This is a genomic window from Bdellovibrionales bacterium, from assembly GCA_016714165.1.
Classification (GTDB): Bacteria; Bdellovibrionota; Bdellovibrionia; order Bdellovibrionales; family UBA1609; genus JADJVA01.
In genome coordinates, this window is the sequence record JADJNU010000004.1 from 58,780 (window position 1) to 84,720 (window position 25,941).

Consider the following 25,941-nt stretch of genomic DNA (forward strand, 5'->3'; position numbering starts at 1 on the left):
GTTGATGGGTTACGAGAACCTTGAGCGAGAAGTGGTGAAGATCGAGCTTCCAGAAAATGAGCGTTTTTCTGAGGAGGGACAACCTCTCAAGGTGATTGGTTGGGAATTTTCGGAGAAGCTCAAGTATGAGCCAGCTAAAGTCAGTGTGATCCGCTATGAGAGGGCCAAGTATGGAGTGGACAGCGGGGACTATGTGAAGACCGCTCCGCCTGTGCCTTCTGTGATCCCTAAGGGGATTGCCACTCCCGAGTTACTTGCCTTCATTATGACATCCAAATATTGCGATGGACTTCCGCTGTACCGGATTGAGGAGATCATGGATCGTCAGGGAGTTGATCTTCCCCGCAGCACGATGGCCCGCTGGGTGGTGCAAGTGGCGCAGGCTCTTGTGCCTGTCTGGAAAGTTCTTTCAGACCGGTTACTCGCCTCTTTTTATGTGGCCGTGGATGAGACGCAAGTGCAGGTTCTCAAAGAGAATGGCAGGAAGGCCGAAGACAAATCATGGATGTGGGTGAGGAGTACGCCCTACGGGGACAAGAAGATTGTTCTGTTTGATTATCGCATCTCCCGGAGCCAGGAAACGGCCAGGCAGCTTCTGGACGGGATTACAGGATATCTGCAATGTGACGGATTGAATACCTACGATGTGTTGGAGAAACAAGAGGAGTGATCCGCATAGGATGTGGGATGCACTCCCGCAGGAAGTTTGAATCCGCCACAGTGGATGGGGCTAAGTCCGGCCGAAGTCTTGGAGAAACAGGCCTTGGTTACTTTAAAAAACTCTACGATCTGGAAGAGAAGATCGGCGAGAAGTCTTCTGATGAGCGGTATCGCCTGAGGTTGGAAATAGCTGAGCCCATCTGGAAAGAAATGAAGGAGTGGGCTGAAAGACATCAGCCCAAGGTTCCAGCCAAAAGCAAGATTGGAGGGGCCTTCCGCTACTTCTTGAATGAGTATAAGTACCTGACAGGCTACCTCAAGGATGGGCGTCTGGAGGCGGACAATGGCTTTACGGAGAGAGCGATCCGCAAGTATGCCATCGGAAGGAATGCGTGGCTGTTTTCCGACACCCCCGCGGGGGCCGAGGCCAGCAGTCTCATGTACAGCTTCACTGTAACAGCCAAAATCAATGGGGTGAATCCTTACACAGCCATGGTTCGACTGCTTACTGAGCTACCACTGGCCAAATCCCTCGAAGACTTCGAGCGCCTCGCTGAGATCATTTTATCACCTGATTCTCAAGCCTGAAAAATACGGGTTTTGAATCGCTTACTTCGGAACTCGCATTTTCGTACATCATCAAAGACATTGTTTGCATATTCAGCCAGGTGGAATCTATCAATGCAGATTCTAGCGTTGGGGCACATTTTGCGAACGGCCTTGATAAATGGCTCGTGCATATCAAGGGAAAAATACTTTATCTTTGCAAGTTGTTCAGGTGATAGCTGATTTAAACAAGTGAGGAGGGATCTTTCCGATCGCCCAGGAGCGTTTGCTAAAACCTTTGACTGATCATAACAAACAAGATTGGTGACATACTTGATCTCAGGTCGATCAAGGCTATTCTCCTTCGGCATCGTTCGAAAGTGAACCTCATCTCCACTCATTTTTTCCAAATCTATATTTTCTGGCAATCTCAGGAGTGGTTTCAGATTGACCATCCGATTTTGATCCAGTGACCAAAGCGTTTTTGACGATGCATTTAAAAATCTGGCTACGGCCTCGCAGGGCATTTCCTCCATAAGTCGACCTGCAAACTCACAGAAGGAATAAGTCAAAGTGTCGAAGTCTGGATATAGAAAGGGAATGTGAGCCGACCTAATCCTATCGTCACACCCTAAACAGTACCCTCTCAGCTGAAAGAGAATCACCTCCACATACAAAAAGGCCCCAAACGGCGGGGCACGCAAAGATCTCTCTTTCCACTCATGTACATAGCCTATCTGATTGCCGCATTGATGGCAGAGACAGGAGGCTCGATCTTGCCTCACGAATACTTTTAAGCTCAACTCTGACCGGTCAAATTCAAATTTTTCGATAGTCACACCTTGTAAACCAAGGGCCGTCGTGATGAGATAAGAGAAGTCCATCCTTGTACCTCCGCGAGTTTTTTTCTGCAAATTAAAGCTTATGCGAAAGGTCTTGTTTGATGGACTTTTTTATTTCAGCGACAATGCTCGACTTAGGTATTAACAAAATGAGTCACCTTCTATAATTCGGAGAGCCCAGAAGCTTAAAATTAAAGTGAACTGCTGCAGTGAAAAATACCTTACCTGAATTAGAGAGTTAATTTTATACATGAACAAATGTGTTTGCAAATTTTGAACCAATTCGTATCCGGTCCAGTGGGCCAAAATCAAGAACCTTACGTAGAAGATTAGATGTAAGTGGGCTATCGGTCCCATTTTTTTCCAAAAAATAGGAATGGCACCCTATAGCCCGCTGGCAATTAGACCCAATAAATCTCTAGATCTGGTGAATCCTCAAATTCTAAACAGAGGCATCGGTGCTCTCAAAGCTGTGTAACCTAAGATTTCCTGGAGAAACATTGGGATTAGGCTCGGGTGGGGCGGCCAGGAATACTTTTGAATCGGGCCTAAATCGCATTTGAAATCCTTAGCCGTCTACCCGATCGTTAGGGCCGACGAAAGAAATGATCATGTTTGCGGTCAGCAGTTGGAAATCCGCTGAATTCCAATTTTTTGAGGATATTTCTTGAAGCAGCGTTTTTCTTTAGGACAGAAGCATGGACACCGGTGGCATTCAAGTGATCAAACGCAAATTGAAGAACCCGATCCACCACTTGAGTACCGTAACCTCGCCCCCAAACTTCAGGCATCAGGGAATAACCGATGGAGAACCAAGTTTCACTCGGGCGACCAATTTCATAGTCATAGATGGCTTGAAGGTCCGCTCGAACTAACTGAATAGATCCAACAAGTTCGTTGTCAACTTCAATCACGAAATCGATCGCAAGATCTCTGACGGATAAGGCGGAGGCGAGAGTTCTTTGGCCACGACGAAATATAACCTTTACCCTATCGGCATCCAACCGATCCCCACTCATCCTTCTGACCTTTGGGTTTCCGAATAACTTGATCATAAAATTTAAGTCTGAGTCAGGATCTACCGGTCTTAACTGACAACACGCGGTCGCTAATTTAAGTTGCTCTATATTTTCAGACCGGGAAAGATTGAGTGCACCCCCCAGTTGAACATGGCAGATTTCTGCTCCAAGTGAGTCACTAGGTAAGACCAAAGATGTCACAAAAAACCAAATCAGAACAATGAAAAGATCTAACATATCTCCAGATCAAGCAAATTTCGTACCATTGTGTAAACAGAGGCATCGGTGCTCTCAAAGCTGTGTAACCTAAGATTTCCTGGAGAAACATTGGGATTAGGCTCGGGTGGGGCGGCCAGGAATACTTTTGAATCGGGCCTAAATCGCATTTGAAATCCTTAGCCGTCTGCTCTACCTGGCAGTGAAGGATGCGACAGTGAAATGGACTACTCCAAAATGGAACTGGGGACAGGTCATTGCACAGCTCTCAATCCATTTTGGGGATCGAGTTGAACTGGACCTCATTTAAAGCTTTTGGGGGCTAGGAGAGTTACCCCTAGCCTCTTCAAGGTGTAAAAAATTTATGGTTTGAAAGGGTCGCTTTGAAGTCAGAGCTTATCATTGTAGATTCCGTTAATGCAAAAAACATGTTTTTTACTATTTACGCTGCTCACATCGGTATCTTTTGCGACCGCGAATACCGAAGGCTTTTTTAATCCCGGTTATCTGCCTCATTTTCCACTTTCTTCGGTTGAAAATAGTGTCTTCAAAATTGAAATTGCTCCCAAAATGCATGGGACGGCATTTGCAATTTCAAATGAAGTGATGGTTACTAATGTTCATAATGTTACCCAATGCCTAAGAGACTATGGCTATGTAGATACTGGTTACGATGGCTCACGTGGACCTCTAAATTGTAAATCTCTTGCACTAATCCTCCCCGATAGCAGCAAAGCTAAAGGCATCAAATTACTCGGCTCCAATTCTCGTCATGGCAATGGTGGTTGGGACTTTGCAATAATAAAATTATCTGGCCTCAATGCAGTTCCTATCAGCTTAGGCAAATCTGGGCCTGTTGCCGGTGAATCTCTTTTTGTAGCAGGCTTCCCCGGGGCAACATATCGAGGTAAGGAAGCTATTCTTGAGAAGATAGAAAAGTTTGTAGATCTCTTTGAAGCGATTTTCGAAACCCAATCAAAGTTAGGTTCGATTGATACCAATAAAAAGTCTTCGGAAGAGATTTTTCAGCTTTTTCTTAAAGACGGTTTTACGAAACTTCAACCACATACTACTTGGTCTGAATTCTTGTCTGGGTCTCTTATTGGGAGGTCTTGGAATCCCCTGCTTGCCTGGCAAAATGAATCCTCGGCAACATATTACCAAAACCTCATTAGGCACATTGAGCTATTTAAAAAGGACTCTTTTATCCTACTTAGTATGGTTCAAAAAGGCTCCTACATTGCCATCACAGGTTATCCTGATGCGGATGGCTCTCTCAAGGTAAGTAAGGCCGAACTTCATAGGGATGCTGAGCCGGGTGTTAAAATACTACATGGAGACGCAACTCCCGGCTCGTCAGGAAGCCTTGTTGTAAATGAAGCTGGGGTGGCTGTAGGAATTCTGTTTCAAATTAGAGGGCTAGATCCAGACTCAAATGAACTTTGCTCGTTGGATGCAATTATGACTGATTTTGAGTCGATTAATTTCAATTACTGTCCTGCACTGGGACCAACTATTGTTTCAAGTGATATTATTTTGAAAAAGCTCGCTGAATGGGATGTCGAACTCCCGTAGAATTTTAAGCTTTAAATTTCTTTTGCTCTACTCAAATTGAAAGACCACCAGGGAAGATCAAGGCGAGAAATGTCTTGCCCAAATAAGAAAATTTGGCTAGACACTGTGAGTGCAAGAAGTGATGCCGCTCACTCATACACAAAATTTCTTACAGTCTCACTCCAAGCCTTCGAGCCCAAGATTGACCTTCCCAGAACTTAACCTTTTTTGTTTACCCATACATAAAAATCGCGCAATAAAATATCAGAGATCCAATCAGCTACTACTGCACATATAGCGTCTTATAACTTTCGCTGGGATCTTATGGTTGTGTGCTCATCTCACAATTTGTGGCGTTCAGCTCGAGATTTCTGGTCTTCATGTTTAAACTCAAGTATCCGTAGCAATTCTCATGCGGTGCTCTTCGTCCTTGAGAGCCTTGACCCCGGATCCCATCCACTCTCTTTGCCTGAGCGAGCATTGGTATATTTCACTGTCCACTTTTTGATTTATGGCAAAATCGGGGGAAAATTGTTAGTAAATTATCGAGCGCGAATAAAATATCCATGTCCATTTGATCCATCCAATATTATCTTGAGATGTTTTTGATTTTTTTTGCCTAAACGCATGGGTAAATCATTATTAACAAGACTTTTCTTACATCAAATCAGCTTGACTCAGTGAATTAAATTCTGCTAGATTCAGCGACCCTGATTTTGATGCCTCCTCTTAAAGATGGCGACGAATAAGAAGATTTAGGAGAAGTTGTCTTTTTCGGGCCTCATAATGGGGGCAAATCGGTGTCGTCTTTGAGAGTATTGGTTTTTTTTCTGCTACGATCATTCCGGTTTTTTTAGGAAGTTGGTTTGAAGGGAATTGTTTTATGCTTGTCAAATTTTTTGGATGTTTAATTACTTTGAGTTTCTCTCTGAGCGCATTTGCCACCAGCAACCTTGAGAAGTCTGAATGCGTTAAAATACTTAAGCGAGAACAGATTGTTTGGAGCTTCGAATCAAATGAAGTCGTGAACGAAAAGGTGTTGGGGGATTACTTGGATCTGTTGTCGGTCTTCGCAGAACCGTCGCCAAAGACTCTAAAATTGTCTTTGTTCGAATATGAAAGATACATCACGCATTTACTCTCGGTTGAGAGGCTTGAGGGTCCATGGGTGACAGATGAATTATTGCCCAATCTTTTGGTTGCGCATCCTGAGTTAGAGGTCTCCCAGATTCCACCTAACAGTTGGCATAACCTTCAAGGTCCACCTCCTAGAAAATTGTATTTAGCTAAAAACCGAGTCAAGGGAACAGCGGCATATTTTGCCATTTTTTCCCGTCAAGGAAAGATCATAGTCTGGCCTCTTGATTAATGAACCTTGGTCCGATGATGAAAGTTAGGATTTGGTAATGTTCGGATGGTTCTCTGCGTTTTTCCTTTTTTTTTCGCTTGTTGGCTTTTCAGGCTTTAAGAAGCAGCCAAGCCCAAATTGCTCCGACTATGAACCGTATTAGTGATTTACCCGTGTTTTCGGCAAAAAAACGCCATAGCTCCCATTGAGAGCCAATTATTGAGTATTCTTGAGTCGAGACTATGGTAGCATAATTACGTGGACGGTGAAATATACCAATGCCGATGCTTAAGGCAAAAGAGAGAGGACGGGGGCCGGGGCCAAGGCTCTCAAGGACGAAGAGCACCGCATGAGAATTGCTACGGCTACTCAAGTTTAAACACGAAGGCCAGAGAAGACTTGAGCCGAACGCCACACAAGTGAGATGAGCACACACCATAGGGCCGGGCGAAAGTGATCAGTCGCTATATGCGCAGTAGTAGTTTGGGTGCCCATGAGATTTTTGAGTCATGAATTTAAATACGGGTAGCCCTACTGCTCTTCGCTAAATCTTTTCCTCTTCATCTTCGCCTCTCACTTTTTTGGTTTATGATACAGAGAGACTCATCTTTCAACTGGTTCGGTTTTCGGTGGAAAGGTCATCGGGGCCAGAAAAATTCTCTGCCTCCTTGATTTTGGTCTGCCAATATTCTCTGGTCTTAAATGTTTTCTCAGAATTTTTCACTCATACCTCCTTGGGTATGGAGTAATCTATGAGAAAAATTCACATCACAAAAATAGGGTGTATGGAGCGCTCACGGTCTGGATTAAAAACGCAGCCGTGCCAGTCTGAAAGTGGACGTGTTTTATCATTAAACCGTCAAGAAAATGTTGGGCCTCATCCTGCACCTTGAAGTTCATCCGAAGTTATCCTTTCCTATCAAAAGTCAATTAACTGATCGGGATCGAAACGGCCTCAACAGCGGGTGTGTCAAAATAGTCAATTTGATTTACACACCCTGGCACACTCGATAAGAATTAATGCGAGAATCTCCACAGTTTAGGTTGAAAAAATGAATATGGTTGTAAATTGTGTTGCCTACAATAAAGGACAACATCTTAGTGATGTGACCATCGATGACATCAGTGAGGTTGTCAAAGAACCTGACGCTTTCATTTGGCTTGGTCTGCATGAGCCTGACGTGCAAATGTTATCAAAGATCAGAGAGGAATTTGGTCTCCATGAGCTCGCTATCGATGATGCGCTCAATGCCCATCAGCGGCCCAAGATCGAGACGTACGGCGAATCTCTTTTTATTGTGGTAAAGACGGCTCAGCTTGTGAATCAGAAGGTTTCCTATGTAGAAACCCATTTATTTATTGGCTCAAATTTCTTAATATCAATTCGGCATGGGGCTTCGGCGAGCTATAAACAAGTCCGTGAATACTGTGAAAGAAATAGCAAGATGCTGAGCAAGGGCCCGGGATTTGCGCTCTACGCGCTGCTCGACTTTGTCGTCGACAACTACCAACCGATTGTCGTTGATTTTGAAAATACATTTAACGCCTTAGAAGTGGATATTTTCAAAGGCCAATTTGACAGGTTAGTTATAGAACGAATCTATGAACTCAAGCGCGAATTGCTGGAGCTAAGAAATGCGGCCCTCCCGATCAGCGATATTTGCAGTGAACTGATGAGATTCCATGATGAAATTATTCCAAAGGAGCTACGACCTTTCTTTCGCGATGTTCAAGACCATGTTGCACGCCTGGTCAGCGCACTTGATAACATGCGAGAAATGTTGACCACCGCAATGCAAGTAAACCTAGCGCTGGTAGGTGTGGGACAGAATGAGGTCGTCAAGCAGCTGGCAGGTTGGGGCGCGATTCTCGCATTTCCCACGGTCATATTCAGTCTGTATGGGATGAATTTCGAAGTCATTCCAGAATTAAAATGGCGCTTTGGATATCCAATGACTTTGGGTATTACTGCATTGGGCTGTTTTCTTTTATACCGGAGACTTAAAAAGGCAGGCTGGGTCTAATTGGCCATTGGCCTCTCAGTCCATTTTTGGTAGTTCTCACGGAACAGGGTTCTTTGAGACCAAGCTCTCGATTTCAGCTTGAGTGGAGTAAAAGTCTCGATAGTATTCGGTGCGCTTATCGCGAAATTCAAAGTATTTCTGAGCGGCTTCAAGTAAATCGGGTCCATTTTTAACTCCGCGATTATATTCATTCTCGGTTAACCTCAAAAAGCTTTCTGCAACCTGAACATCTTGATCTGCTGTTTTGATGAGCTCGCCAAGGCTGCTCAAATCATGTTTCAAGTCATGAGCCAAGGCCCTGCCCTCACGAATGGCATGGGTGGCTCGTTTTCTGAAAGACGCAGATTCTGCCTGTCTTGCAAGGGCTTCCTTTCGATCTTCAAAACCCTGCCCCAGATCAATGGTCATTCGAACACCTGCCGTCCACTCTTTATTTTTTCTCATAGCCCGGTCATAGTCATTGGAGAGTGAAGGAAGGCCGTATCCGGTATAAAGATCGAGCTTTGGTTTCCACCAATTAGCAGATTGATCGGCTTTTAGCTGCTCAATGGTTTCAAGATCATTTTGAACCTTGGCAGCGAGGTGTTGATCCGAAGAAGCTTCGGTGTCTTGAAAGTCCTTATCCGTCACCCTTGGAAATTCAGAACTTAACTCAATATCTTCGTGCTCATCCAGTGCAAGTGCGACTGCGAGTTGATTGAGGCCAAGGTCCTTTTCGAGCTTCATTTTTGTGATCTCTCTTTCAAGAGAGATTCGATTGAGCTCAAATTGTTTAGCATCGGCAGTCGTGGTCAGTCCAGCCCCAGCTCGCTTTTTTGCTGATTTAAGATTGGACTCATTTATTTTGAGTGCTTCATTGCGATCTTCGATTTGTTTCGTGAGTGCTGTGATTTTCCAATAGGCCAGCCTGGCCTCCTTTAGCTCCCTTTGATATTCCAGTGACAAAAGCGTTTGAGACAAATTCAGGCTAGAGTCCCGAATCCTGTCTTCAAGTTTGTCGCGACCACCTTTATAAAGATTAACTGTCGCTTCGAGTTTCCAGTAGTCTTGATTTGTCGTGTCTCCAGTGCCAGTTTTGAATTGTTCCTGTCCAGCCACAGCCGAAACTTGAGGGAGGAAAGATCGCAACTTTCGTCCCGTTCGATTCTTTTGTCCCTTCATATGGAGCCTCGCGGCTTCAACATTTTCATTTTTTTCAAGAACAAGATTGGACAAATCATCAAATCTGATTTTTCGCATGCTGGAATCACCCGTTTGAGAACTGGAAGCCCAAGTGGGAGCTGTAAAATGAATAAATAAGCTAATTAAGAGACCACTCGATGCCATCCAATCTTTCATAGAAACTCCTAGTCGAGGTTGTCAAATGCTGAAAGTAGTTCTTTGCCGCCTTGCTTTAATGATATGTCAATGTCGTAGGGTTTAGTCTCAGTCTTCGGCATTTTTCCGACAAACAATCCATCTTTTTGCTCAAGACTGAACTCCGTGGTCTTCCATTTTCCCCTGACCTTGGTTTTAAGGCTCGCTGAGGCCTTTAAATCGAAACCCTTGATTTCCAGTGGTTTCATCGTCGTGTCGTAGAGGTAAACGCGAGTGGTTCCATCAGTTGACCTAACGAGCTCAGCTTTGTGAATAAGTGCAGCTTCGGCTCCCTTTTTTGCGTCAGACTTTAGAACGACAGCTGAAACAAGCCCACCGTACTTTCCTGTGTCCGTCAGTTTTGGTCCATGTCCCCCGTCGTGTGCCTGAACCCCAGTTGAAAAGTAAATTGCTAAGCTAATAAAAAGTGCATTCATTTCCAATCTCCTTGATGGTGTTGTTGACTCTGAAATAAATATTTTCGAATGGCATTTTTTCCAAATTTGAGAAATACAGTTGGTGTTACGACGAGATCTAAAATCGTCGATGAAATGAGCCCACCCACTATAACGACTGCCACTGGGTAAAGAATTTCCTTTCCAGGTTCATCTTTGGACAAGAGCAGAGGAACCAAAGCAAGTGCCGCTGTTGATGCTGTCATGAGAACAGGAACAAGCCTTTCAAGGGATCCCCGAATAACCATTCTAGCGTCAAAGTTTTCGCCTTCATCTTTCATTAAGTGCAAATAATGACTGATCAACAGTATTCCATTTCTCGTCGATATTCCGCACAAAGTGATAAATGCGACAAGAGTTGCAACTGAAAGCGTTCTCTCAGTGAAATAAACAGCAAGAATACTACCGATTAAAGCGAGCGGTACGTTCATCATGACTTGGAAACTTAACATGAACGACTTGAAGTGAATAAAGAGGACAAGAAATATTCCCAATAGAGAGAGGAGGCCCAACCAAAGGATGCGCTGTGAAGCCGCTTGCTGGCTCTCAAATTGTCCGCCGAGTTTTAGAAAATAGCCTTCTGAAAGCTTGATTTTTTCATCGAGTGCCTTTTTGATTTCGTCGATAACACTTCCAAGATCACGACCGTGAGTGTTTGCCGAAACGACGATGCGACGCTGCATTTCTTCCCGATTAATCATATTGGGCCCGGTCCCTTGGTAGATATTTGCAATATCACCAAGTCTGACTCCTTGTCCCGTTGGAAGAAACTTAACCAAGGTTTCTGATATTTTATCTGGTGTGCTTTTTGAGTGATCATCAAGTCGCATAAAGACGTCAAATATTTTTTGATTATCCAAAAGACTCGCAACAGTTTCACCGTTGAGCGCAATTTTTAAATCCTCAGCAAGAGTTCCACTTCGGAGTCCATATTTTCCACTTGCTTCACGATCGATGGCAATTTTCAGTTGTGGAATCAAGACCAGGGGTTCAGTCTGTAAATCTACAATGCCTTTGATATTCTGAAGAGCATCAAGGATTTCTCCACCGAGTCGTCTTAGTTCGCCGAGGTCAGGGCCAAAGACCTTCACAGCAATCTGGGCGCGAACGCCAGAAAGCAAATGGTCAATGCGATGACTGATAGGTTGTCCTAGGTTGACGTAAACCTCCCCGACCTTTTCGATTCGCTCTCGAATTTCCTGGAGAACTATTTGACGTGGCCTTCCTTTTGGTTTGAAATCCACATCAATCTCGTGCCAGTGAACTCCTTCAGCATGTTCGTCCATCTCGGCTCTACCGGTGCGCCTCACTGTGGATTTTACTTCGGGTACCGACAAAATCGCTTCTTCGATCCTTATTCCTAGGCGATCAGATGCCGCAAGAGAGATACCTGGGGTCCCGGCAATACCGATTGTTGCAGTTCCCTCATTGAATTCTGGCAAAAAGTTTTTTCCCATAAGTGGGAGGAGTAAGATACTTCCAATCAAAAGGAGAGCCGATGCAAGTAAAACAAGTTTAGGTCTTGGTAGGGTTAGATTTAAGATTGTCAAGGCAAGTGCCTTAAGACGGCTCACCAAGGGTCCATCCTGTTTTCGGTGGACTGCTTTGGAATGAGGAAGAAGGTACGAGCACAATATAGGAGTAACCGTCAGAGAGACCACGAGAGAGGCGATGATCGAAATGATATAAGCGATTCCGAGCGGAACAAAAAGTTGGCCTTCGATGCCGCCAAGTGCGAAAAGCGGGATAAAGACGAGGACCACAATGATCGTTGAAAGGACAATGGAGTTTCGGACTTCACTAGATGCCTCATAAATCACCCTGAGATTGCCTTTTGGTGAACCGCTGAGACGGTTTTCACGAAGTCTTCTAAAAACATTTTCGACGTCAACAATGGCGTCGTCGACAAGTTCGCCGATAGCAATTGCAAGCCCGCCCAATGTCATGGTGTTAATACTGATATCGAGAATGTGAAACACGATGGCTGTAATCAGCAAACTGAGAGGAATTGCCACTAACGTGATTAAAGTGGTTTGAAAATTCATGAGGAATAGAAATAAAATGATCATGACCATGATAATTCCATCCCGCAGTGCTTCCTCTACGTTCCCGATGGATGATTCAATAAAATGAGATTGCTTAAATAAATCCGTCTCGAGCTTTACGCCTTCAGGTAGAGATTTCTCCATTTCTTTGAGCTCGCGGTCGATAGCCCGAGTCAGATCTATGGTACTTGCATTGGGCTGCTTTTGGACTGTCATGATGACAGAGTGTTTTGCGTTAATGCCTCCTTCGCCGCGTTTGATTTTGGCGCCAATTCTAACGTCAGCCACATCTTTGACAAAAACAGGCTGACCAAAGTGTATAGCTACAAGCGAGTTCTCGATCTCCTCAATGCTAGATGCGCGACCCAATGGACGAATGAGAAACTCTTTGTCGTTGATATCAATGAATCCGCCGGTCGTATTTTCACTGATTTCAGAAAGTGCATGTTTTAAATCTTCCAGGGAGACTGCTTTACGTTGAAGCTTTTCGCTCGACACATGAATTTGGTATTGTTTGACTTCACCGCCCATGACCACGACTTGACTGATTCCAGGGATGGCCATCAAGCGTGGTCTTAAGTTCCAGTCGGCTAATGTGCGTAAATCCATAGGGGGAACTTTGCCTTCAGGACTTGTTACTCCAACAAACTGAATTTCTCCCATGATCGATGTCACAGGTACCATCACGGGCTTTATTCCGGATGGAAGCTTGCCTTCTAGAAGTTGCAAACGTTCTGCAACCAATTGTCTGTTGTGGAAAATTGCGGTTCCCCAGTCAAACTCAACATAGACAATAGAAATACCTATGCCGCTACTGGAGCGAAGACGAAGAACTCCAGGGGTTCCATTGAGAATCGTCTCAATCTGGAGAGTGACGAGGGTCTCGACCTCTTCAGGGGCAAGCCCATGAGCCTCTGTCAACACAGTGACGGTTGGACGATTAAGATTAGGAAACACATCCACGGGAAGGCTTCGAAGCAGCCATGCGCCATAGACACAGATAGCGAGTGTCATGAGGCCGACAAGTTGTCGCTTCTTCAGCGAGAATTGAATTAAGTGGTTCAGCATAAAGTCCTTTCCAAGATTTTCAAATGTTAGGACAATTTAGCTTAACAGAACCTGTTGTGAACAACGAAGGCGAGATTCAATTCTCCTCAAATAATTTTGAAAGTTGCTGCGTCAGATCAAGAATCATCCACTTGGATTAGAAGCGTTTCATTTCTCAACAGGAATCACTCGAGACTTTATTTTGGCTGCGTAAACTTTTTGAACCCGTCCGTCATCATCTTCGTCGAAAATGTCTCCAACAACTTCCTCTAAGATGTCTTCAATAGTCACTATACCGAGGCGCTCCCCTTGTTGATTTAGAACAATTGCCATGTGATTCTTCTTTGCTTGCAAAAGCTTCATGACTCCGAGTGCAGAATCGGTCGCGTGAATCTTGACGACTGGCCGAACAATAGACTGCCAGTTTGTATCTCCCAATTCTCGAAGTGCAATGAATTCCTTTGTGTGAAGAACTCCCACTATTTTTCCGCTATTTTTTACAGGCAATCTTGTGTGACCTGAATGAATCACGAGCTGAAAGACTTCATCCATGGTCGCTGAGAGCTCAACCACGACAACTTGCAGCCATGGAAGCATGATGTCTTTGATCTGTTTCCTTTCAATATCCGCCATGTTGAGCATAATTCTCTGATGAACGGGTGAAAAACTATCGATTTCGATAGTGGTATCTTCAGTCGACATCTTTGCTTTTGATCTTGGAAAAAAAACCCTCAAAATTTTTTGTGTCGACCACTCCAGAACTGTGATGACTGGTGAAAAAAATTGGTCGGCCCTAAAGAGCGCGGGTGCACCAAGCAGAACGATGCGTGCAGGATTACGAAGGGCTAAAGTTTTAGGTACAAGCTCGCCGACAACGACACTCAGATATGTAATAGGGAGCACGACCAAGAAAAGCGAAAGGGCTTCCGCAGACCCTTCACTCAGTGAAAAATTCCGAATAAAATAGGGTTCAAGGCTATCTCCCGCTCCCGCGCCGCCGACCGCAGCTGCGATGGCTCCAACCATAGTGATCCCGATTTGAATAATCGATAGCGTACGTTCAGGAACCTCGCGGAAATTAATTAGAATTTTGGCGTGCTTATTTCCTGATTTTGAAAGAGCGCGAAGCTCGGCCCTTGGGATTGAAACGAAGGCCATTTCGTAAGCCGCAAGGAGAGCGTTGATTGCAAGACATAGCAAGATAATTATTACTTCATTCATTTAAAATTCCTGATCATTGTATTTTGAGAGAGGTTGGTTGAAATATGCCCACCGAGACTGATGCTAAGAGCAATGACTGCCGAAATTGTAGAATATTCAGAATGTGAAATAGGCGCGCGACAAATAAGCCACCACCAGGGTCGTCATCCATTCGTGAAGAATAGCGAGCTATCTAGAGTCTGTCAATTTTCTATTGTTCGCACGCAGTCTAGCGGCTTGGTTGCAATTGGACGAAGTCTGGCTGCTTTGCGCAGCGAATCCGAAGGGAATCAATTTTATTTTTCCTAAGTGGATTTCTGTTTTGGTGAGTAGAGCAAGGCCAGATCCACTCTTATGGTGTTCTGATTTTCTCTTGAACAACATTCCTACGAGTTCGGAAGGTGGCTTCTTCCTGCATCATTCAGATGACGAATATGTATAGAGTTCCCCAATAATAGTGGACAGTTTAGTCTAGATCGACGTTCGAGTCTCCTAATTTTATAAATCCCGGATGGGTCATAGGAAACGACGCGGAGCTAGTTTCCGACTGACTCACGAAATCTAAAAATTGGCGCTTAGCGGACATTCCACGCAAGGTGAGAACCCATGGCTGGTTTTTCCGTTCGCCACGATCGAGAAGATCGCCCTCATCGAACTGTTGATTGATATGATAGTAATGTTCGATGGCACTTACTTGCTTGTTCTCTGCAAGTTCTGAACACAAGATGAGCCCTCTCTCCAATGTTTTTAATTGGCTAGTAGAAATATTCGCAAGTGACAAAACCGACATTTCATTTAGAACACCGGGCTTCGCTCGAATGACTGTACAACTCTGCCCGTATTCAATCTGCAATGCGAACGAAGCCTCTTGAAGAATCAGGTACTTGCCTACGATATATTGCCTGTCAAAGGCAGTGGCTTTGATTTCCTCCGTTGTCCAATGTAATTGGATGGTAACGCCCATCGTATCCCTGAATAACCCCATGATTAAACCAAGTGGATTGAGGTTCAATCCTCGTACATACTTCTGGCTAGTTGAAACCGATGTTTTTGACCCCTTCATCGTATGAATATTCATGGTTCTGCCCCCAATGAATTCAGCTGATTTAATGTCGTTAATATTGGCGATTTTTGAAACATCGAACATAGAATACTGAGGATCGGCAAAAGCCCGACTAGAGCATTGATTTAGAAAGAAATCAAAATCAACCTTGATCGGAAGTAAGAATTTAGTGAGCCAGAAGTAACAAATTCTCATCCCGAAATCACCCCTGACGGTTCCATTTTCATAAAGCTCATGCAGGTCTGCGATGGAAGCTGGCGCGACCTTTAACTTTGGATTCACGCGCGCAAGATCGGAGATGGCCGACCGAGCTATTGCTGAGCCGCCTTTTTCAAGATAAGGCTTGTTGAGTACGGCGAGAAAGGAATTTAACTGGTCCCCGTCTTCCATATTGAATTCATCGAGATGCATGGCGCGGGCAAGCGAGCGTGAATTCGCAATCCGTTCCATTTGAATCACGTAGTTGGAGTGGTAGTCCCGTTTCATTGCAATTAAGGATTCAAAACTGTTGAGCGGGGTTTGTTCTGTGCTCAGAATCACGCCGGTTGAATTTTCAGATGGAATCCAAAGTCCCGAGGTCAATGCAGGATGAATTTCGAGCGGACGATTCGAACAACCACTTTCACATCCGGTAAAGTGCTTAGTACGGCCATTGCCCCCGAGAGCAACATACAGTCTATTTCTCATGCGAAGGACTTTCAAATCACGATAACCAAACTCCACCTCAGTCGTCAGAATACCGCCATGGCTCTGTACAATGCCTTCAAGATATTCGATGGGTTCGATTTGAGTCTGGTCCTCGGTTCGACCATCAAGTGCCAATTTAAATTGGTAGTCTCCATTAGGGAGGGGAATATAAGTCCGGACTAATTTTGAACCGGAAAATTCTGGCAATGACAATCTTGCGTTGAACCGCACACGCACCTTCTGTTTCAAAGTCAAATTCAGAAAACGATCAACTTCATAACGTATTTGCAAGGCGTCCAATTTAACTTCATCCAAAGAAATGACCGCCTCGCCGCCGTCACGATAGGACTCGGAGGGCCGGCCCCCTTTGTCAGAGGAGCAACAAATTTGAAAGCTCGCAAATATAATTCCCATACCCATTCGGAGAGAACTAAATTTTAGACTTCTCATGCCGGATACATACCACTGAGAAAATCGTAGCGAGCGTAAAATCGGTGTAAAGAGTGAGGTTGTTTTCTATCGTGCTTTCCGGAGAATTTGGCGTTCACTTATTCTTTTGCTTCAACTATAATGAGATCCGACGATTGTTTGATAGACGTGAGAATGAGCCTATTCATTCAATATTTACGTTATTTTTACGCGCCAGATTCACGCAAACGAATTATAGTTAGAGTTCGAACTCAATTGAAGCATCCATTTAGATTTAGCTAGAGGAGGTGAATATGTTATTCAAAAAGGTTGTTCTCAGCGCTCTGATTTTTGCAACAATTTGCTGTAAAAGCCAGTTTGTGATTGCCGAGGAAAAGACCTCGTCGCCATTTGAATTCAACGGTTATATGGACATTACTATCAAAATAGCCCACAAGCCCACGCTCCTGTCGCGCCTGCAATGGGACCGTCCTATCTAGAGGGCCGGGTATTTGACAACCAACACAATGTGATGACCCTGAACATGGTCGAAGTCTCGGCTAAGCGCAAAGTTGGCGAAGTGTCTTTCCGGATAGATTTAGCCTTCGGTCAAATGGTGGATGGCTTGGCCGGCAGTGGAAGCTTGGCCAATGGTCAACCGGCCACTGCGAACTCCACAGAGCCCACGCGCAATGTGACCCAGGCAACAATTGGATACTCACCTTCCCAAATTCCTAAGCTTACGATCACGGTCGGCAAGTTCTATTCCATGATTGGCTATGAAACAACTAAGGCCAAAGACAATATGCAATATTCGCGCAGCCTTTCGTTTAACTATGCAATTCCCTATTGGCATGAGGGGGCGAGCTTTTCGTATGGAGTTGTTCCCGACAAGTTCAATGCGACGGTCCAGGTTCTCAACTCCTGGGACGGGCGTATTTCTGCGGAAAACAACATGTCTCCCACGCTGGCTCTTGGTCTCAACACAACTCCCGCATCGGGTTTTGCAGCCAACTACAATTTTATGACCGGCAAGGAATCCAGTGATCCTGATGCCACTCGGCAGTTGCACGAATTGAATCTGACTTATGCGATCATCCCTGAGGTCTCGGTTGCAGCTGATTACGTTTTGGCCCTGCAAAAGCACGCCATTGCAACGGACAGTAGTTCCGCCGAGTGGAAGACTCTTGCACTCTATGTCAAATACACACCCGTGAGCTGGTATACCTTGAGCCCACGTTATGAGATTTTTGATGACTCCGACAAAGGCTTTGCGCTGAGTGGATTCAGTGGTGCGGGTGGAATTCAGCAGAAAATCACATCCTTCACTGTCGCCAACAATTTCGCGATTTCTGAAGGCCTTGAGGGTCGCTTAGAATATCGCTCGGACAAGTCGAATAAGGATGGTTATTACAAAGACAGCAATGGTAATAGTACGGACCAACAGGACTCTTACACTGTTTCATTATTGGCCAGTTTTTAGTGAAAAGAGTCCGTAACTACGGATTTTTGCGCTTTTTTTACGGGTGAATTTATAGCATTTTTATGCGCCTTGGGCGTAGATTGAAATGCAGGAGGATTTATGGATTTTGTAATTGTGGGTTTTGTTGGGTTAGGTGTTCTGATTTACCTGGGTATAGCTTTGTTTAACCCTGAAAGGTTTTGAGAGGTGGTCCTATGAAGTTCACCGATGTGACACAAATCATTTTTTATTCGGTTACATTGATTGTCCTGACTCCTCCGCTTGGGGTCTTCATGCACAAGGTCTTTGAAGGTCAAAGGACTTTTTTGACTCCGGTACTTGGGTGGCTCGAAACGCTCACATATAGAATCGCGGGCGTAAACGAAAATGAGGACATGAATTGGAAGGACTATGTGAAGGCTCTTCTGTGGTTCAATTTTTTTGGCTTTCTGGCGGTGTTCCTGCTGCAGATGTTTCAGCAGACTTTGCCACTTAATCCGCAAGGCCTATCGAACCCGACTTGGCACTCTTCGTTCAATACGGCGGTGAGCTTTATGACCAACACCAATTGGCAGGGTTATGGTGGTGAAGTCACAATGTCGTATTTCACGCAAATGCTCGGCCTTGGTGTGCAAAACTTCGTGAGTGCCGCAACTGGTGCCGCTGTATTTTTGGCTTTGGCGCGCGGAATCTTAAGAAAATCTGGAAGTACCATTGGAAATTTCTGGATCGATTTAACTCGCACGACGGTTTACGTTCTTCTGCCGCTCTCTTTTGTGTTGGCACTGGTCCTCATCAGTCAGGGCGTTGTGCAAAGCTTCGGTTCTTATAAAGACGTGGTCACGATGGAAGGAGCCAAGCAGACGATTCCTCTGGGACCTGCTGCTTCGCAAGTCGCGATTAAACAGCTCGGCACCAACGGCGGCGGATTTTTCAATGCCAACAGTTCCGTTCCCATGGAGAATCCAACACCATTCTCCAATTTTCTTCAAATGCTGGCACTCTTGTTGATTCCAGCGGCGCTGACATACACCTACGGGCGAATGGTAAAATCGCAGCGGCAGGGTTGGGCTATTTTCGCCGTTATGTTCTTTGTTTGGTTCGGCGGGTTGGTGCTCTCCATGTATTCTGAGTACATCACTAATCCCGCGTTTCAGCAGTCGGGAATCATGGAGGGTAAGGAGACCCGGTTCGGTGTGGTAAACAGCTTGATCTGGTCGACTGCCACCACCTCGGCCTCTAATGGTTCGGTAAATGCCATGCACTCGAGCCTGTCACCGATTGCGGGTGGGGTGGCATTGTTTAATATCATGCTCGGCGAGGTGATTTTTGGGGGTGTGGGAGCGGGGATGTACGGTATGCTCCTATTTGTTCTTCTCACTGTTTTTTTATCAGGCCTTATGGTCGGCCGTTCCCCCGAATACCTCGGCAAAAAGATCGAGGCGCCTGAAATAAAAATGGCGATACTTGGGATTCTCGCACCTTGCGCGGTCATTTTGTTGGGGGCGTCCTTGTCTGCCGTCATTCCGGCCGGACTATCCAGTTTGGCGAACAAAGGTCCGCATGGTCTTTCGGAAATTCTTTATGCTTTCACCTCAGCAGCCGGCAACAACGGCAGCGCATTTGCGGGGCTGAACGCAAACACCCCCTATTACAATGTGATGTTGGCGCTTGTGATGTTGGTCGGCCGTTTTGTCGTCATCATTCCGGCACTGGCCATCGCGGGTCAGTTGGTTAAGAAAAAGAGCTCACCTTTAACAGCTGGCACTTTCGCGACTGACACACCTATTTTCGGCGTGCTGCTCGTGGGCGTGATCGTGATTGTTGGCGCTCTGACCTTTTTGCCCGCATTGTCTTTGGGTCCGATTGTTGAGCATTTTTTGATGTTAAAGGGACAAACCTTTTAAGGGGAAATTTATGGCTAAAAATACAAGCAACCAATGGACAAATCCTGAAATTTTGATCCCAGCTCTTAAAGATGCCTTTGTCAAATTGGACCCGCGCGTGCAAATGAGAAATCCTGTCATGTTTGTCACTGAAATCGGAGCAATGATCACCACTCTTTATGCGGTCTTTGGAATCGGCGGGGGATCGCATCGCTTTGAGTTTCATATCGCAGTGTGGCTGTGGTTTACAGTCTTATTTGCCAATTTTGCCGAAGCGATAGCAGAAGGAAGGGGAAAGGCCCAGGCGGCGGAATTGCGCAAGACGCGAACCGCGACCCAGGCGCGCTTGTTGAAAAATGGCAGAGAGCCCGAGTTCAAAGTGAATGCATCGGAACTCAAAAAGGGAGACATCGTGATTTGCGAGGCTGGAAACCTCATTCCCGGTGACGGAGAAGTCATTGAAGGAATAGCCAGTGTGGATGAGTCAGCCATTACAGGTGAATCCGCTCCTGTGATTCGGGAGAGCGGGGGAGATCGCAGTGCAGTGACTGGGGGCACTCGAGTTATCAGCGATCGTATCTTGGTGAAGATTACGGCCGAACAGGGACATGCATTCCTGGATCGAATGATCGCGCTGGTCGAAGGGGCCAAACGTCAAAAAACTCCAAATGAAATTGCCTTGAGCATTGTTTTGTCTGGACTGACTATTGTTTTTTTGTTGGCAGTTATGACATTGAAGCCATTTGCAGATTACAGTGGGGCAGCGGCTGGCCAAGATCTTTCTCCTCTTGTGACGGTGCCGGTGTTGATAGCTCTTCTTGTGTGCTTGATCCCGACCACCATCGGTGGGCTATTGAGCGCCATTGGTATTAGCGGAATGGATCGGTTGATACGGCGGAACGTAATTGCCACGAGCGGTCGAGCGGTCGAGGCGGCAGGCGATATCGACGTTCTGTTGCTCGACAAGACCGGAACTATCACGCTAGGAAATCGAATGGCTACTGCATTTCTTCCCATGAAAGGAGTGAGTATTGGACGCCTGGCCGAGGCCGCGCAACTGGCTTCGCTTTCAGACGAGACTCCAGAGGGACGTTCAATCGTTGTTTTGGCCAAAGAAAAATTCTCCTTTAGAGCCGAAGCCCTGCAGCCTCACGATGCCAAGTTTATTCCCTTTACGGCGCAAACTCGAATGAGTGGAATCGATCTTGAGGAAAACGGAAAACTGCGCTCCATTCGCAAAGGCGCAGGAGACTCAATCAAAGCTTTGGTTCAGTCGAAGGGTGGCGTGCTTTCCCGGGAACTCGATATCGTGATCGAAGATATCGCTAAGAAAGGCCAGACACCCATTGTGGTCTCTGAGGGAAGTGAAGTTCTTGGAGTTGTCCAGCTAAAAGACATTGTCAAAGGTGGAATCAAGGATCGCTTTGCAGAGCTGAGAAAAATGGGCATTCGCACAGTGATGATTACGGGGGACAACGCGATGACTGCGGCCGCCATCGCCGCCGAGGCCGGCGTTGATGATTTTATGGCTCAGGCTACTCCTGAAGCAAAGCTAAAGCGCATTCGAGAGGAGCAGGGCAAAGGACATTTGGTGGCCATGACTGGCGACGGCACGAACGATGCTCCCGCCTTGGCACAAGCGGATGTGGGAGTGGCCATGAACACTGGCACCCAAGCTGCGCGTGAAGCTGGAAATATGGTCGACCTCGACAGCAATCCGACCAAATTGATTGAAATTGTGGAAATCGGCAAACAGCTGTTGATGACTCGCGGGTCGCTAACAACTTTTAGTATTGCCAACGACGTCGCCAAGTATTTCGCAATTCTGCCAGCCCTCTTTAGCTCACTGTACCTCATGGGCGGTATGAAAGAGGGGCCCCTTGCGGCCTTAAACGTGATGGGTTTAAATTCTCCGGAAAGCGCCATATTGAGTGCTGTGATCTTTAACGCACTTATTATCGTGGCTCTCATTCCTTTGGCATTGAAGGGAGTCCAATATCGCGCAATGGGTGCCTCCCTGGTATTGCAGCGAAATCTCTTGATTTATGGACTGGGCGGTTTGATTGCTCCATTTGTCGGCATTAAAATCATCGACGTCGTGATCAATGCCATTGGCCTTGTGTGAACGGAAAGGATTTTTTATGAAACAAATTATTACTGCAATTCGGATGTTGATCTTTATGACAGTTCTGACCGGCATTGTCTATCCGCTACTCGTCACATTTGTTGGACAAGTTCTATTTGAAAAACAAGCCAATGGCAGTATGGCGCTCCGTGGAGATCTAACAGTTGGTTCATCGCTTGTGGCGCAGAATTTTGAAGATCCCAAGTATTTTTGGCCAAGGCCTTCCGGCGCAAACTTCAATCCACTGCCTTCGAGCGGAAGCAACCTGGGTCAAATCAGCGCCAGTTTAAAATTGGCGGTTGACGAGAGAAAAGCAAGGTTGAAGGCCGCTCATCCTGAAATGGGCGAGCCTCCGCAGGATTTGCTGTTCGCCTCAGGAAGCGGTTTGGACCCTGACATAAGTCCAGAGGCGGCCCGCTATCAGCTCTCAAGGGTCGCGAAGGCCAGAGGAATAAATGAGGCCCAAGTTAAGAACCTGATTGACAAAATTCGAAAAGATCGCCAGTTCGGATTTTTTGGGGAACCGCGCGTGAATGTCTTGGCACTGAACCTGGCCCTTGATGAGAGTCAAGGAATCAAGAATTCGCCGACTGGCGAAACTCCGCCAACTGGAGAATAGAAATGACGAGCGATGGACGTCCTGATCCCGATGCTCTCCTTCGGGCCATAGGTGAGGAAGAGCGGAGAACTAAAACAGCCGGCTTAAGAGTTTTTCTCGGAATGTCGCCCGGGGTTGGCAAGACCTACGCGATGTTGCGAGCGGCTCGGGAACGTCTTAAAGAGGGTATCGATGTTGTTATAGGAGTGGTGGAAACCCATGGCCGCGTTGAGACCATGGCATTAGCGGAGTCTTTGCCGATCATCGCGCGAAAAAATATTGAATATAAGGGAGTCTCACTTCAAGAAATGGACTTAGACGCCATTCTTGCCAAAAAACCAAAAATTGTTCTCGTTGATGAACTGGCTCACACCAATGCACCAGGTTCCCGTCACCAAAAACGTTATCAGGATGTTATCGAACTCCTCGATGCGGGAATTGATGTCTATACCACCGTGAACGTGCAACATTTGGAAAGCCGCAAGGATCTTGTCGAACAGATCACTGGCGTTCCCATAAGGGAAACAGTACCGGACTCCATTCTGGAGCGGGCCGCACAAATTGAACTTGTCGACATTACCCCTAATGAACTTTTGCGGCGGTTAAGCGAAGGCAAAGTTTACCTGGGCGACAAGAAGGAAAGGGCAGCAAAAAATTTCTTTAGGCCGAATAGCTTGACTGCCCTCCGCGAGATTGCACTTCGGGTCACGGCCGAACGGGTGGATCAAGAGCTTCAACAGTTTCAAGGTCTGAAGCAAAATTCAGGTCCCTGGCAAACCAATGAGCGATTGATGGTGGCGGTGAGCCACAGTCCTTATTCAGAGCGACTCATCCGAACCACGAGGAGGCTCGCCTACAACCTTGAGGCGCCTTGGATCACAGTTCACGTCGACACCGGAGTTCCTTTAAATGATGAAGATCAGGCCCAATTGGCAAAAAACATTGCACTGGCGCGTGAGCTTAAGGCTGAAGTGGTGACTACGACCGATACCGACGTACCAGCAGCTCTTCGCCGTATCGCGCGACAAAAAAATGTCACTCAGGTTGTTGTTGGCCGCCCCACAAAAAGATTTTTTCGAGATCTGCTGGAGGGTGGGACACTTCTTGATCGACTGGTACGGGAAATCGGCGAAATCGACGTGCATGTCATCAGACAAGACGAGATTTCAAACTATAAGCCTCTTTTGATCACAAAAATCGAACACTTCAGCGGCCCCTTCACCTATTGGAATGCATTTTGGTTTCTGCTCGGAACTTCGTTTCTGAACGGGATCTTAGAACCTCTCATCGGTTATCGCGCCGTTGGTTTTCTATTTTTACTTGGCGTGCTAGGGGTGGGATTGGTTTCGACTATTGGTCCAACGTTTTTCGTTGCAGCGCTGAGTGCACTAGTATGGAATTACTTTTTTATTCCGCCACGGCTGACTTTTCAAGTCAATGAGCCAGAAGACGGGGTTTTGATTTTTATCTACTTGGTGGCGGCGCTGGTCACAGGTTATCTCACCAACAGGACTCGGGCTCACGAACGAATATTGCGGGAGCGGGAGGACAGAACCAACGCGTTATTCGAGGTGTCGCAAGATATCGCGGGCAGCCGGATTAAGGACGAATTCATAGCTAAAATCAATGCGCGCGTTGGCCGACTTTTAGACGGAGAATGCGGAATTTTGCTGGCATCAGATGAAGGTAAACTCGCTGTTAACGGATACAAAAACTATTCGCCGCGCCCTCAACTCTCCGAGAAAGAACAAGCAGTGGCTGTGTGGGCATTTGAGTCTGGAAAGGTGGCCGGATGGTCCACCGATACTCTGTCTGAATCAAATGCGCTCTACGTCCCTTTGAAAGCACCCGACGAAACGGTTGGAGTGTTAGTTTACCAGCCAAGGACAAAACGAAAGCTCAATTTGGAACAGGAGAATATTCTCCATTCGATAGCCAGCCAATTGGCTGTTTCTTTGCAGCGTCACTTTTTTGAGAAGCGGTTGCGAGAATCGGATCGTCTCAAGGAGTCAGAGAAGATTCATGAGACACTTCTGAATTGCATTTCTCATGAGATGCGAACGCCGTTGACTGCAGTTATGGGTACAGCAACTGCCTTGGACGACGAAGTCAATTCAAAAAATCCAGAGTATGTGCGTGCGCTCGCGAAAAATCTTCTAGAGGCAAGCGACCGCCTCAACCGGGTTATTGAGAATCTACTGGATATGAGCCGACTCAACTCTGGCGCCCTGGCTCTTAAGCTGGAATGGCATGATATATCTGATCTTGTAGGTGTGACATTAAATAAACTTGGAAAAAACTTGAATCACAACAAGGTCGAAATTGAATTGCCCAAGGATCTTCCGTTGGTGCAAATGGATTTTAGATTGATGGAGCATGCGCTGGCCAACCTCTTGCTGAATGCCGCTACCTATAGTCCGCTTGGTACATCCATTCGGATTTCGGCCAAAAAAGTGGATTCTACCTTATGCCTTGCAGTTGAAGATCAGGGGCCAGGAGTTCCTGAAAATCTTTTGGACAAAGTTTTCGAAAGATTTTTTCGAGTACCCGGCACGCCGACAGGCGGAGTGGGACTCGGACTTTCCATAGTTAAAAATATTGCTGAATTTCATAAAGGGAGGGTCGGTGTGGAGAATTGCCCTCAGGGAGGTGCTCGGTTTACAATCGAGTTGCCGTTCAAGGAGCCGCCACCTGTTCCGAAGGAGGATTCATGACTGAAACAAAGCCACGAATCTTGGTGGTTGATGATGAGGCCGCCATTCGAAATATCTTACATCTCAGTTTAGCGAATCAAGGTTTTGAAATCGCAGAAGCGGACAGCGGTAGGAGCGGGCTCGATAAGGCTGCGGAGTTTCATCCGCATCTTGTTATTTTGGATCTCGGGCTACCCGACATCAGTGGATTGGAAGTCCTTAAGTCGCTTCGAAAATGGACAGCTATCCCGGTGATCATATTGACCGTGACTGACGACGAGTTGACTAAGGTTTTGCTTTTGGATGCGGGAGCGGATGACTATTTAACGAAGCCTTTTGGAACTCCCGAACTCCTTGCTCGCATCAGAGTGAGCCTGAGGCATCATGACTCAATCGAGGCCACGCCGATTTTTAGGTCTGACGATCTTGAAGTGGATCTCAATAAACGCCAAGTGAAGGTGGGGCTGGAGATCGTCAAGTTAACAGCTACCGAATATGATCTCTTGAGTGCGCTCATTAGAAATCAAGGTAAAGTGGTACCGCAAGCTCAGCTTCTTGAGGGGGTGTGGGGCAAAAATGCTGCAGACCAAACTCATTATCTCAGAATCTATATAGCACAGCTCCGTAAAAAAATAGAGGTTGATACCTCTCATCCAGCCCATATACTAACGGAGCCGGGCATTGGATACAGGATTGTCTAGTTGTCT

Annotated in this window: 21 protein-coding genes; 14 read left to right on the forward strand and 7 right to left on the reverse strand. The window is 46.1% G+C overall.

Features of this window, described 5'->3' with window-relative positions:
* The first annotated feature begins 4 nt into the window (after positions 1 to 4).
* Both IPJ71_17265 and IPJ71_17270 read left to right on the forward strand, forming a co-directional pair.
* The gene (locus tag IPJ71_17265) at positions 5 to 670 is read left to right on the forward strand and encodes an IS66 family transposase (protein ID MBK7845398.1); all 666 of its coding nucleotides are present in this window, start codon (positions 5 to 7) and stop codon (positions 668 to 670) included.
* Positions 667 to 1,248, forward strand: coding sequence for a transposase (locus IPJ71_17270; GenBank protein ID MBK7845399.1), 582 nt, complete (start codon positions 667 to 669; stop codon positions 1,246 to 1,248). Before IPJ71_17265 ends, IPJ71_17270 begins: the two co-directional genes overlap by 4 nt.
* On the opposite strand, the gene IPJ71_17275 is transcribed toward IPJ71_17270, so the two are convergent.
* Positions 1,239 to 2,090, reverse strand: coding sequence for a transposase (locus tag IPJ71_17275; GenBank protein ID MBK7845400.1), 852 nt, complete (start codon positions 2,088 to 2,090; stop codon positions 1,239 to 1,241). The two genes, IPJ71_17270 and IPJ71_17275, sit on opposite strands and share 10 nt — an antisense overlap.
* A 545-nt stretch (positions 2,091 to 2,635) precedes the next feature.
* Positions 2,636 to 3,304, reverse strand: a complete 669-nt coding sequence (locus IPJ71_17280) for a GNAT family N-acetyltransferase (protein ID MBK7845401.1) — start codon at positions 3,302 to 3,304, stop codon at positions 2,636 to 2,638.
* A 396-nt stretch (positions 3,305 to 3,700) separates the two neighbouring features.
* Here IPJ71_17280 and IPJ71_17285 point away from each other — a divergent pair, with 396 nt between their 5' ends.
* From IPJ71_17285 to IPJ71_17295, 3 genes are all read left to right on the forward strand, one after another.
* The gene (locus IPJ71_17285) at positions 3,701 to 4,858 is read left to right on the forward strand and encodes a hypothetical protein (GenBank protein MBK7845402.1); all 1,158 of its coding nucleotides are present in this window, start codon (positions 3,701 to 3,703) and stop codon (positions 4,856 to 4,858) included.
* An 862-nt stretch (positions 4,859 to 5,720) separates the two neighbouring features.
* Entirely contained in the window at positions 5,721 to 6,206 is a 486-nt protein-coding gene (locus tag IPJ71_17290) for a hypothetical protein (protein MBK7845403.1), read from the forward strand.
* Positions 6,207 to 7,237: 1,031 nt separating this feature from the next.
* Positions 7,238 to 8,209, forward strand: a complete 972-nt coding sequence (locus IPJ71_17295) for a magnesium and cobalt transport protein CorA (protein MBK7845404.1) — start codon at positions 7,238 to 7,240, stop codon at positions 8,207 to 8,209.
* A 36-nt stretch (positions 8,210 to 8,245) separates the two neighbouring features.
* On the opposite strand, the gene IPJ71_17300 is transcribed toward IPJ71_17295, so the two are convergent.
* From IPJ71_17300 to IPJ71_17315, 4 genes are all read right to left on the reverse strand, one after another.
* Positions 8,246 to 9,547 carry a TolC family protein gene (locus IPJ71_17300; GenBank protein MBK7845405.1) on the reverse strand — a complete coding sequence of 434 codons (1,302 nt, stop codon included), beginning with the start codon at positions 9,545 to 9,547 and terminating at the stop codon, positions 8,246 to 8,248.
* An 8-nt stretch (positions 9,548 to 9,555) separates the two neighbouring features.
* Positions 9,556 to 10,002, reverse strand: coding sequence for a hypothetical protein (locus IPJ71_17305; protein MBK7845406.1), 447 nt, complete (start codon positions 10,000 to 10,002; stop codon positions 9,556 to 9,558).
* Positions 9,999 to 13,133, reverse strand: coding sequence for an efflux RND transporter permease subunit (locus tag IPJ71_17310; GenBank protein ID MBK7845407.1), 3,135 nt, complete (start codon positions 13,131 to 13,133; stop codon positions 9,999 to 10,001). The genes IPJ71_17305 and IPJ71_17310 overlap by 4 nt, the downstream gene beginning before the upstream one ends.
* Positions 13,134 to 13,280: 147 nt before the next feature.
* Positions 13,281 to 14,333 (reverse strand): HlyC/CorC family transporter, encoded by a 1,053-nt coding sequence (locus IPJ71_17315; protein ID MBK7845408.1) that lies wholly within the window; start codon positions 14,331 to 14,333, stop codon positions 13,281 to 13,283.
* 60 nt (positions 14,334 to 14,393) lie between these two features.
* On the opposite strand from IPJ71_17315, the gene IPJ71_17320 reads away from it, so the two are divergent.
* Entirely contained in the window at positions 14,394 to 14,621 is a 228-nt protein-coding gene (locus IPJ71_17320) for a hypothetical protein (protein ID MBK7845409.1), read from the forward strand.
* 157 nt (positions 14,622 to 14,778) lie between these two features.
* Here the strand turns inward: IPJ71_17320 and IPJ71_17325 are convergent, their stop codons facing one another.
* Positions 14,779 to 16,476, reverse strand: coding sequence for a hypothetical protein (locus IPJ71_17325; GenBank protein MBK7845410.1), 1,698 nt, complete (start codon positions 16,474 to 16,476; stop codon positions 14,779 to 14,781).
* Between the two features lie 308 nt (positions 16,477 to 16,784).
* Between IPJ71_17325 and IPJ71_17330 the strand changes: the two genes are divergently transcribed.
* The 8 genes from IPJ71_17330 (at position 16,785) to IPJ71_17365 (ending at position 25,935) form a co-directional block, all read left to right on the forward strand.
* Positions 16,785 to 16,970 carry a hypothetical protein gene (locus IPJ71_17330; GenBank protein MBK7845411.1) on the forward strand — a complete coding sequence of 62 codons (186 nt, stop codon included), beginning with the start codon at positions 16,785 to 16,787 and terminating at the stop codon, positions 16,968 to 16,970.
* On the forward strand, positions 16,886 to 17,953 hold the full coding sequence (locus tag IPJ71_17335; GenBank protein ID MBK7845412.1) for an outer membrane beta-barrel protein: 1,068 nt from the start codon (positions 16,886 to 16,888) through the stop codon (positions 17,951 to 17,953). The genes IPJ71_17330 and IPJ71_17335 overlap by 85 nt, the downstream gene beginning before the upstream one ends.
* 99 nt (positions 17,954 to 18,052) lie before the next feature.
* Positions 18,053 to 18,136, forward strand: coding sequence for a potassium-transporting ATPase subunit F (locus IPJ71_17340; protein MBK7845413.1), 84 nt, complete (start codon positions 18,053 to 18,055; stop codon positions 18,134 to 18,136).
* An 11-nt stretch (positions 18,137 to 18,147) separates the two neighbouring features.
* A complete protein-coding gene (gene kdpA / locus IPJ71_17345) occupies positions 18,148 to 19,839 on the forward strand; it encodes a potassium-transporting ATPase subunit KdpA (protein ID MBK7845414.1) in 1,692 nt (563 codons plus the stop codon).
* A 10-nt stretch (positions 19,840 to 19,849) separates the two neighbouring features.
* Entirely contained in the window at positions 19,850 to 21,943 is a 2,094-nt protein-coding gene (kdpB, locus tag IPJ71_17350) for a potassium-transporting ATPase subunit KdpB (GenBank protein ID MBK7845415.1), read from the forward strand.
* A 16-nt stretch (positions 21,944 to 21,959) separates the two neighbouring features.
* Complete coding sequence (gene kdpC, locus IPJ71_17355; GenBank protein ID MBK7845416.1) at positions 21,960 to 22,562, forward strand: potassium-transporting ATPase subunit KdpC; 603 nt, start codon at positions 21,960 to 21,962, stop codon at positions 22,560 to 22,562.
* A 2-nt stretch (positions 22,563 to 22,564) separates the two neighbouring features.
* On the forward strand, positions 22,565 to 25,255 hold the full coding sequence (locus tag IPJ71_17360) for a sensor histidine kinase KdpD (GenBank protein ID MBK7845417.1): 2,691 nt from the start codon (positions 22,565 to 22,567) through the stop codon (positions 25,253 to 25,255).
* Complete coding sequence (locus IPJ71_17365) at positions 25,252 to 25,935, forward strand: response regulator (GenBank protein MBK7845418.1); 684 nt, start codon at positions 25,252 to 25,254, stop codon at positions 25,933 to 25,935. The genes IPJ71_17360 and IPJ71_17365 overlap by 4 nt, the downstream gene beginning before the upstream one ends.
* Positions 25,936 to 25,941 lie beyond the last annotated feature (6 nt).

What these genes read in the sequence shown, in the direction of transcription:
- IPJ71_17265 (MBK7845398.1), top strand. Translation starts at nt 5, where the DNA reads ATGGGTTACGAGAACCTTGAGCGAGAAGTGGTGAAGATCGAGCTTCCA.
- IPJ71_17275 (MBK7845400.1), bottom strand. Translation starts at nt 2,090, where the DNA reads ATGGACTTCTCTTATCTCATCACGACGGCCCTTGGTTTACAAGGTGTG.
- IPJ71_17280 (MBK7845401.1), bottom strand. Translation starts at nt 3,304, where the DNA reads ATGTTAGATCTTTTCATTGTTCTGATTTGGTTTTTTGTGACATCTTTG.
- IPJ71_17285 (MBK7845402.1), top strand. Translation starts at nt 3,701, where the DNA reads ATGCAAAAAACATGTTTTTTACTATTTACGCTGCTCACATCGGTATCT.
- IPJ71_17290 (MBK7845403.1), top strand. Translation starts at nt 5,721, where the DNA reads ATGCTTGTCAAATTTTTTGGATGTTTAATTACTTTGAGTTTCTCTCTG.
- IPJ71_17295 (MBK7845404.1), top strand. Translation starts at nt 7,238, where the DNA reads ATGAATATGGTTGTAAATTGTGTTGCCTACAATAAAGGACAACATCTT.
- IPJ71_17300 (MBK7845405.1), bottom strand. Translation starts at nt 9,547, where the DNA reads ATGAAAGATTGGATGGCATCGAGTGGTCTCTTAATTAGCTTATTTATT.
- IPJ71_17305 (MBK7845406.1), bottom strand. Translation starts at nt 10,002, where the DNA reads ATGAATGCACTTTTTATTAGCTTAGCAATTTACTTTTCAACTGGGGTT.
- IPJ71_17310 (MBK7845407.1), bottom strand. Translation starts at nt 13,133, where the DNA reads ATGCTGAACCACTTAATTCAATTCTCGCTGAAGAAGCGACAACTTGTC.
- IPJ71_17315 (MBK7845408.1), bottom strand. Translation starts at nt 14,333, where the DNA reads ATGAATGAAGTAATAATTATCTTGCTATGTCTTGCAATCAACGCTCTC.
- IPJ71_17320 (MBK7845409.1), top strand. Translation starts at nt 14,394, where the DNA reads ATGCTAAGAGCAATGACTGCCGAAATTGTAGAATATTCAGAATGTGAA.
- IPJ71_17325 (MBK7845410.1), bottom strand. Translation starts at nt 16,476, where the DNA reads ATGGGAATTATATTTGCGAGCTTTCAAATTTGTTGCTCCTCTGACAAA.
- IPJ71_17330 (MBK7845411.1), top strand. Translation starts at nt 16,785, where the DNA reads ATGTTATTCAAAAAGGTTGTTCTCAGCGCTCTGATTTTTGCAACAATT.
- IPJ71_17340 (MBK7845413.1), top strand. Translation starts at nt 18,053, where the DNA reads ATGGATTTTGTAATTGTGGGTTTTGTTGGGTTAGGTGTTCTGATTTAC.
- kdpA (MBK7845414.1), top strand. Translation starts at nt 18,148, where the DNA reads ATGAAGTTCACCGATGTGACACAAATCATTTTTTATTCGGTTACATTG.
- kdpB (MBK7845415.1), top strand. Translation starts at nt 19,850, where the DNA reads ATGGCTAAAAATACAAGCAACCAATGGACAAATCCTGAAATTTTGATC.
- kdpC (MBK7845416.1), top strand. Translation starts at nt 21,960, where the DNA reads ATGAAACAAATTATTACTGCAATTCGGATGTTGATCTTTATGACAGTT.
- IPJ71_17360 (MBK7845417.1), top strand. Translation starts at nt 22,565, where the DNA reads ATGACGAGCGATGGACGTCCTGATCCCGATGCTCTCCTTCGGGCCATA.
- IPJ71_17365 (MBK7845418.1), top strand. Translation starts at nt 25,252, where the DNA reads ATGACTGAAACAAAGCCACGAATCTTGGTGGTTGATGATGAGGCCGCC.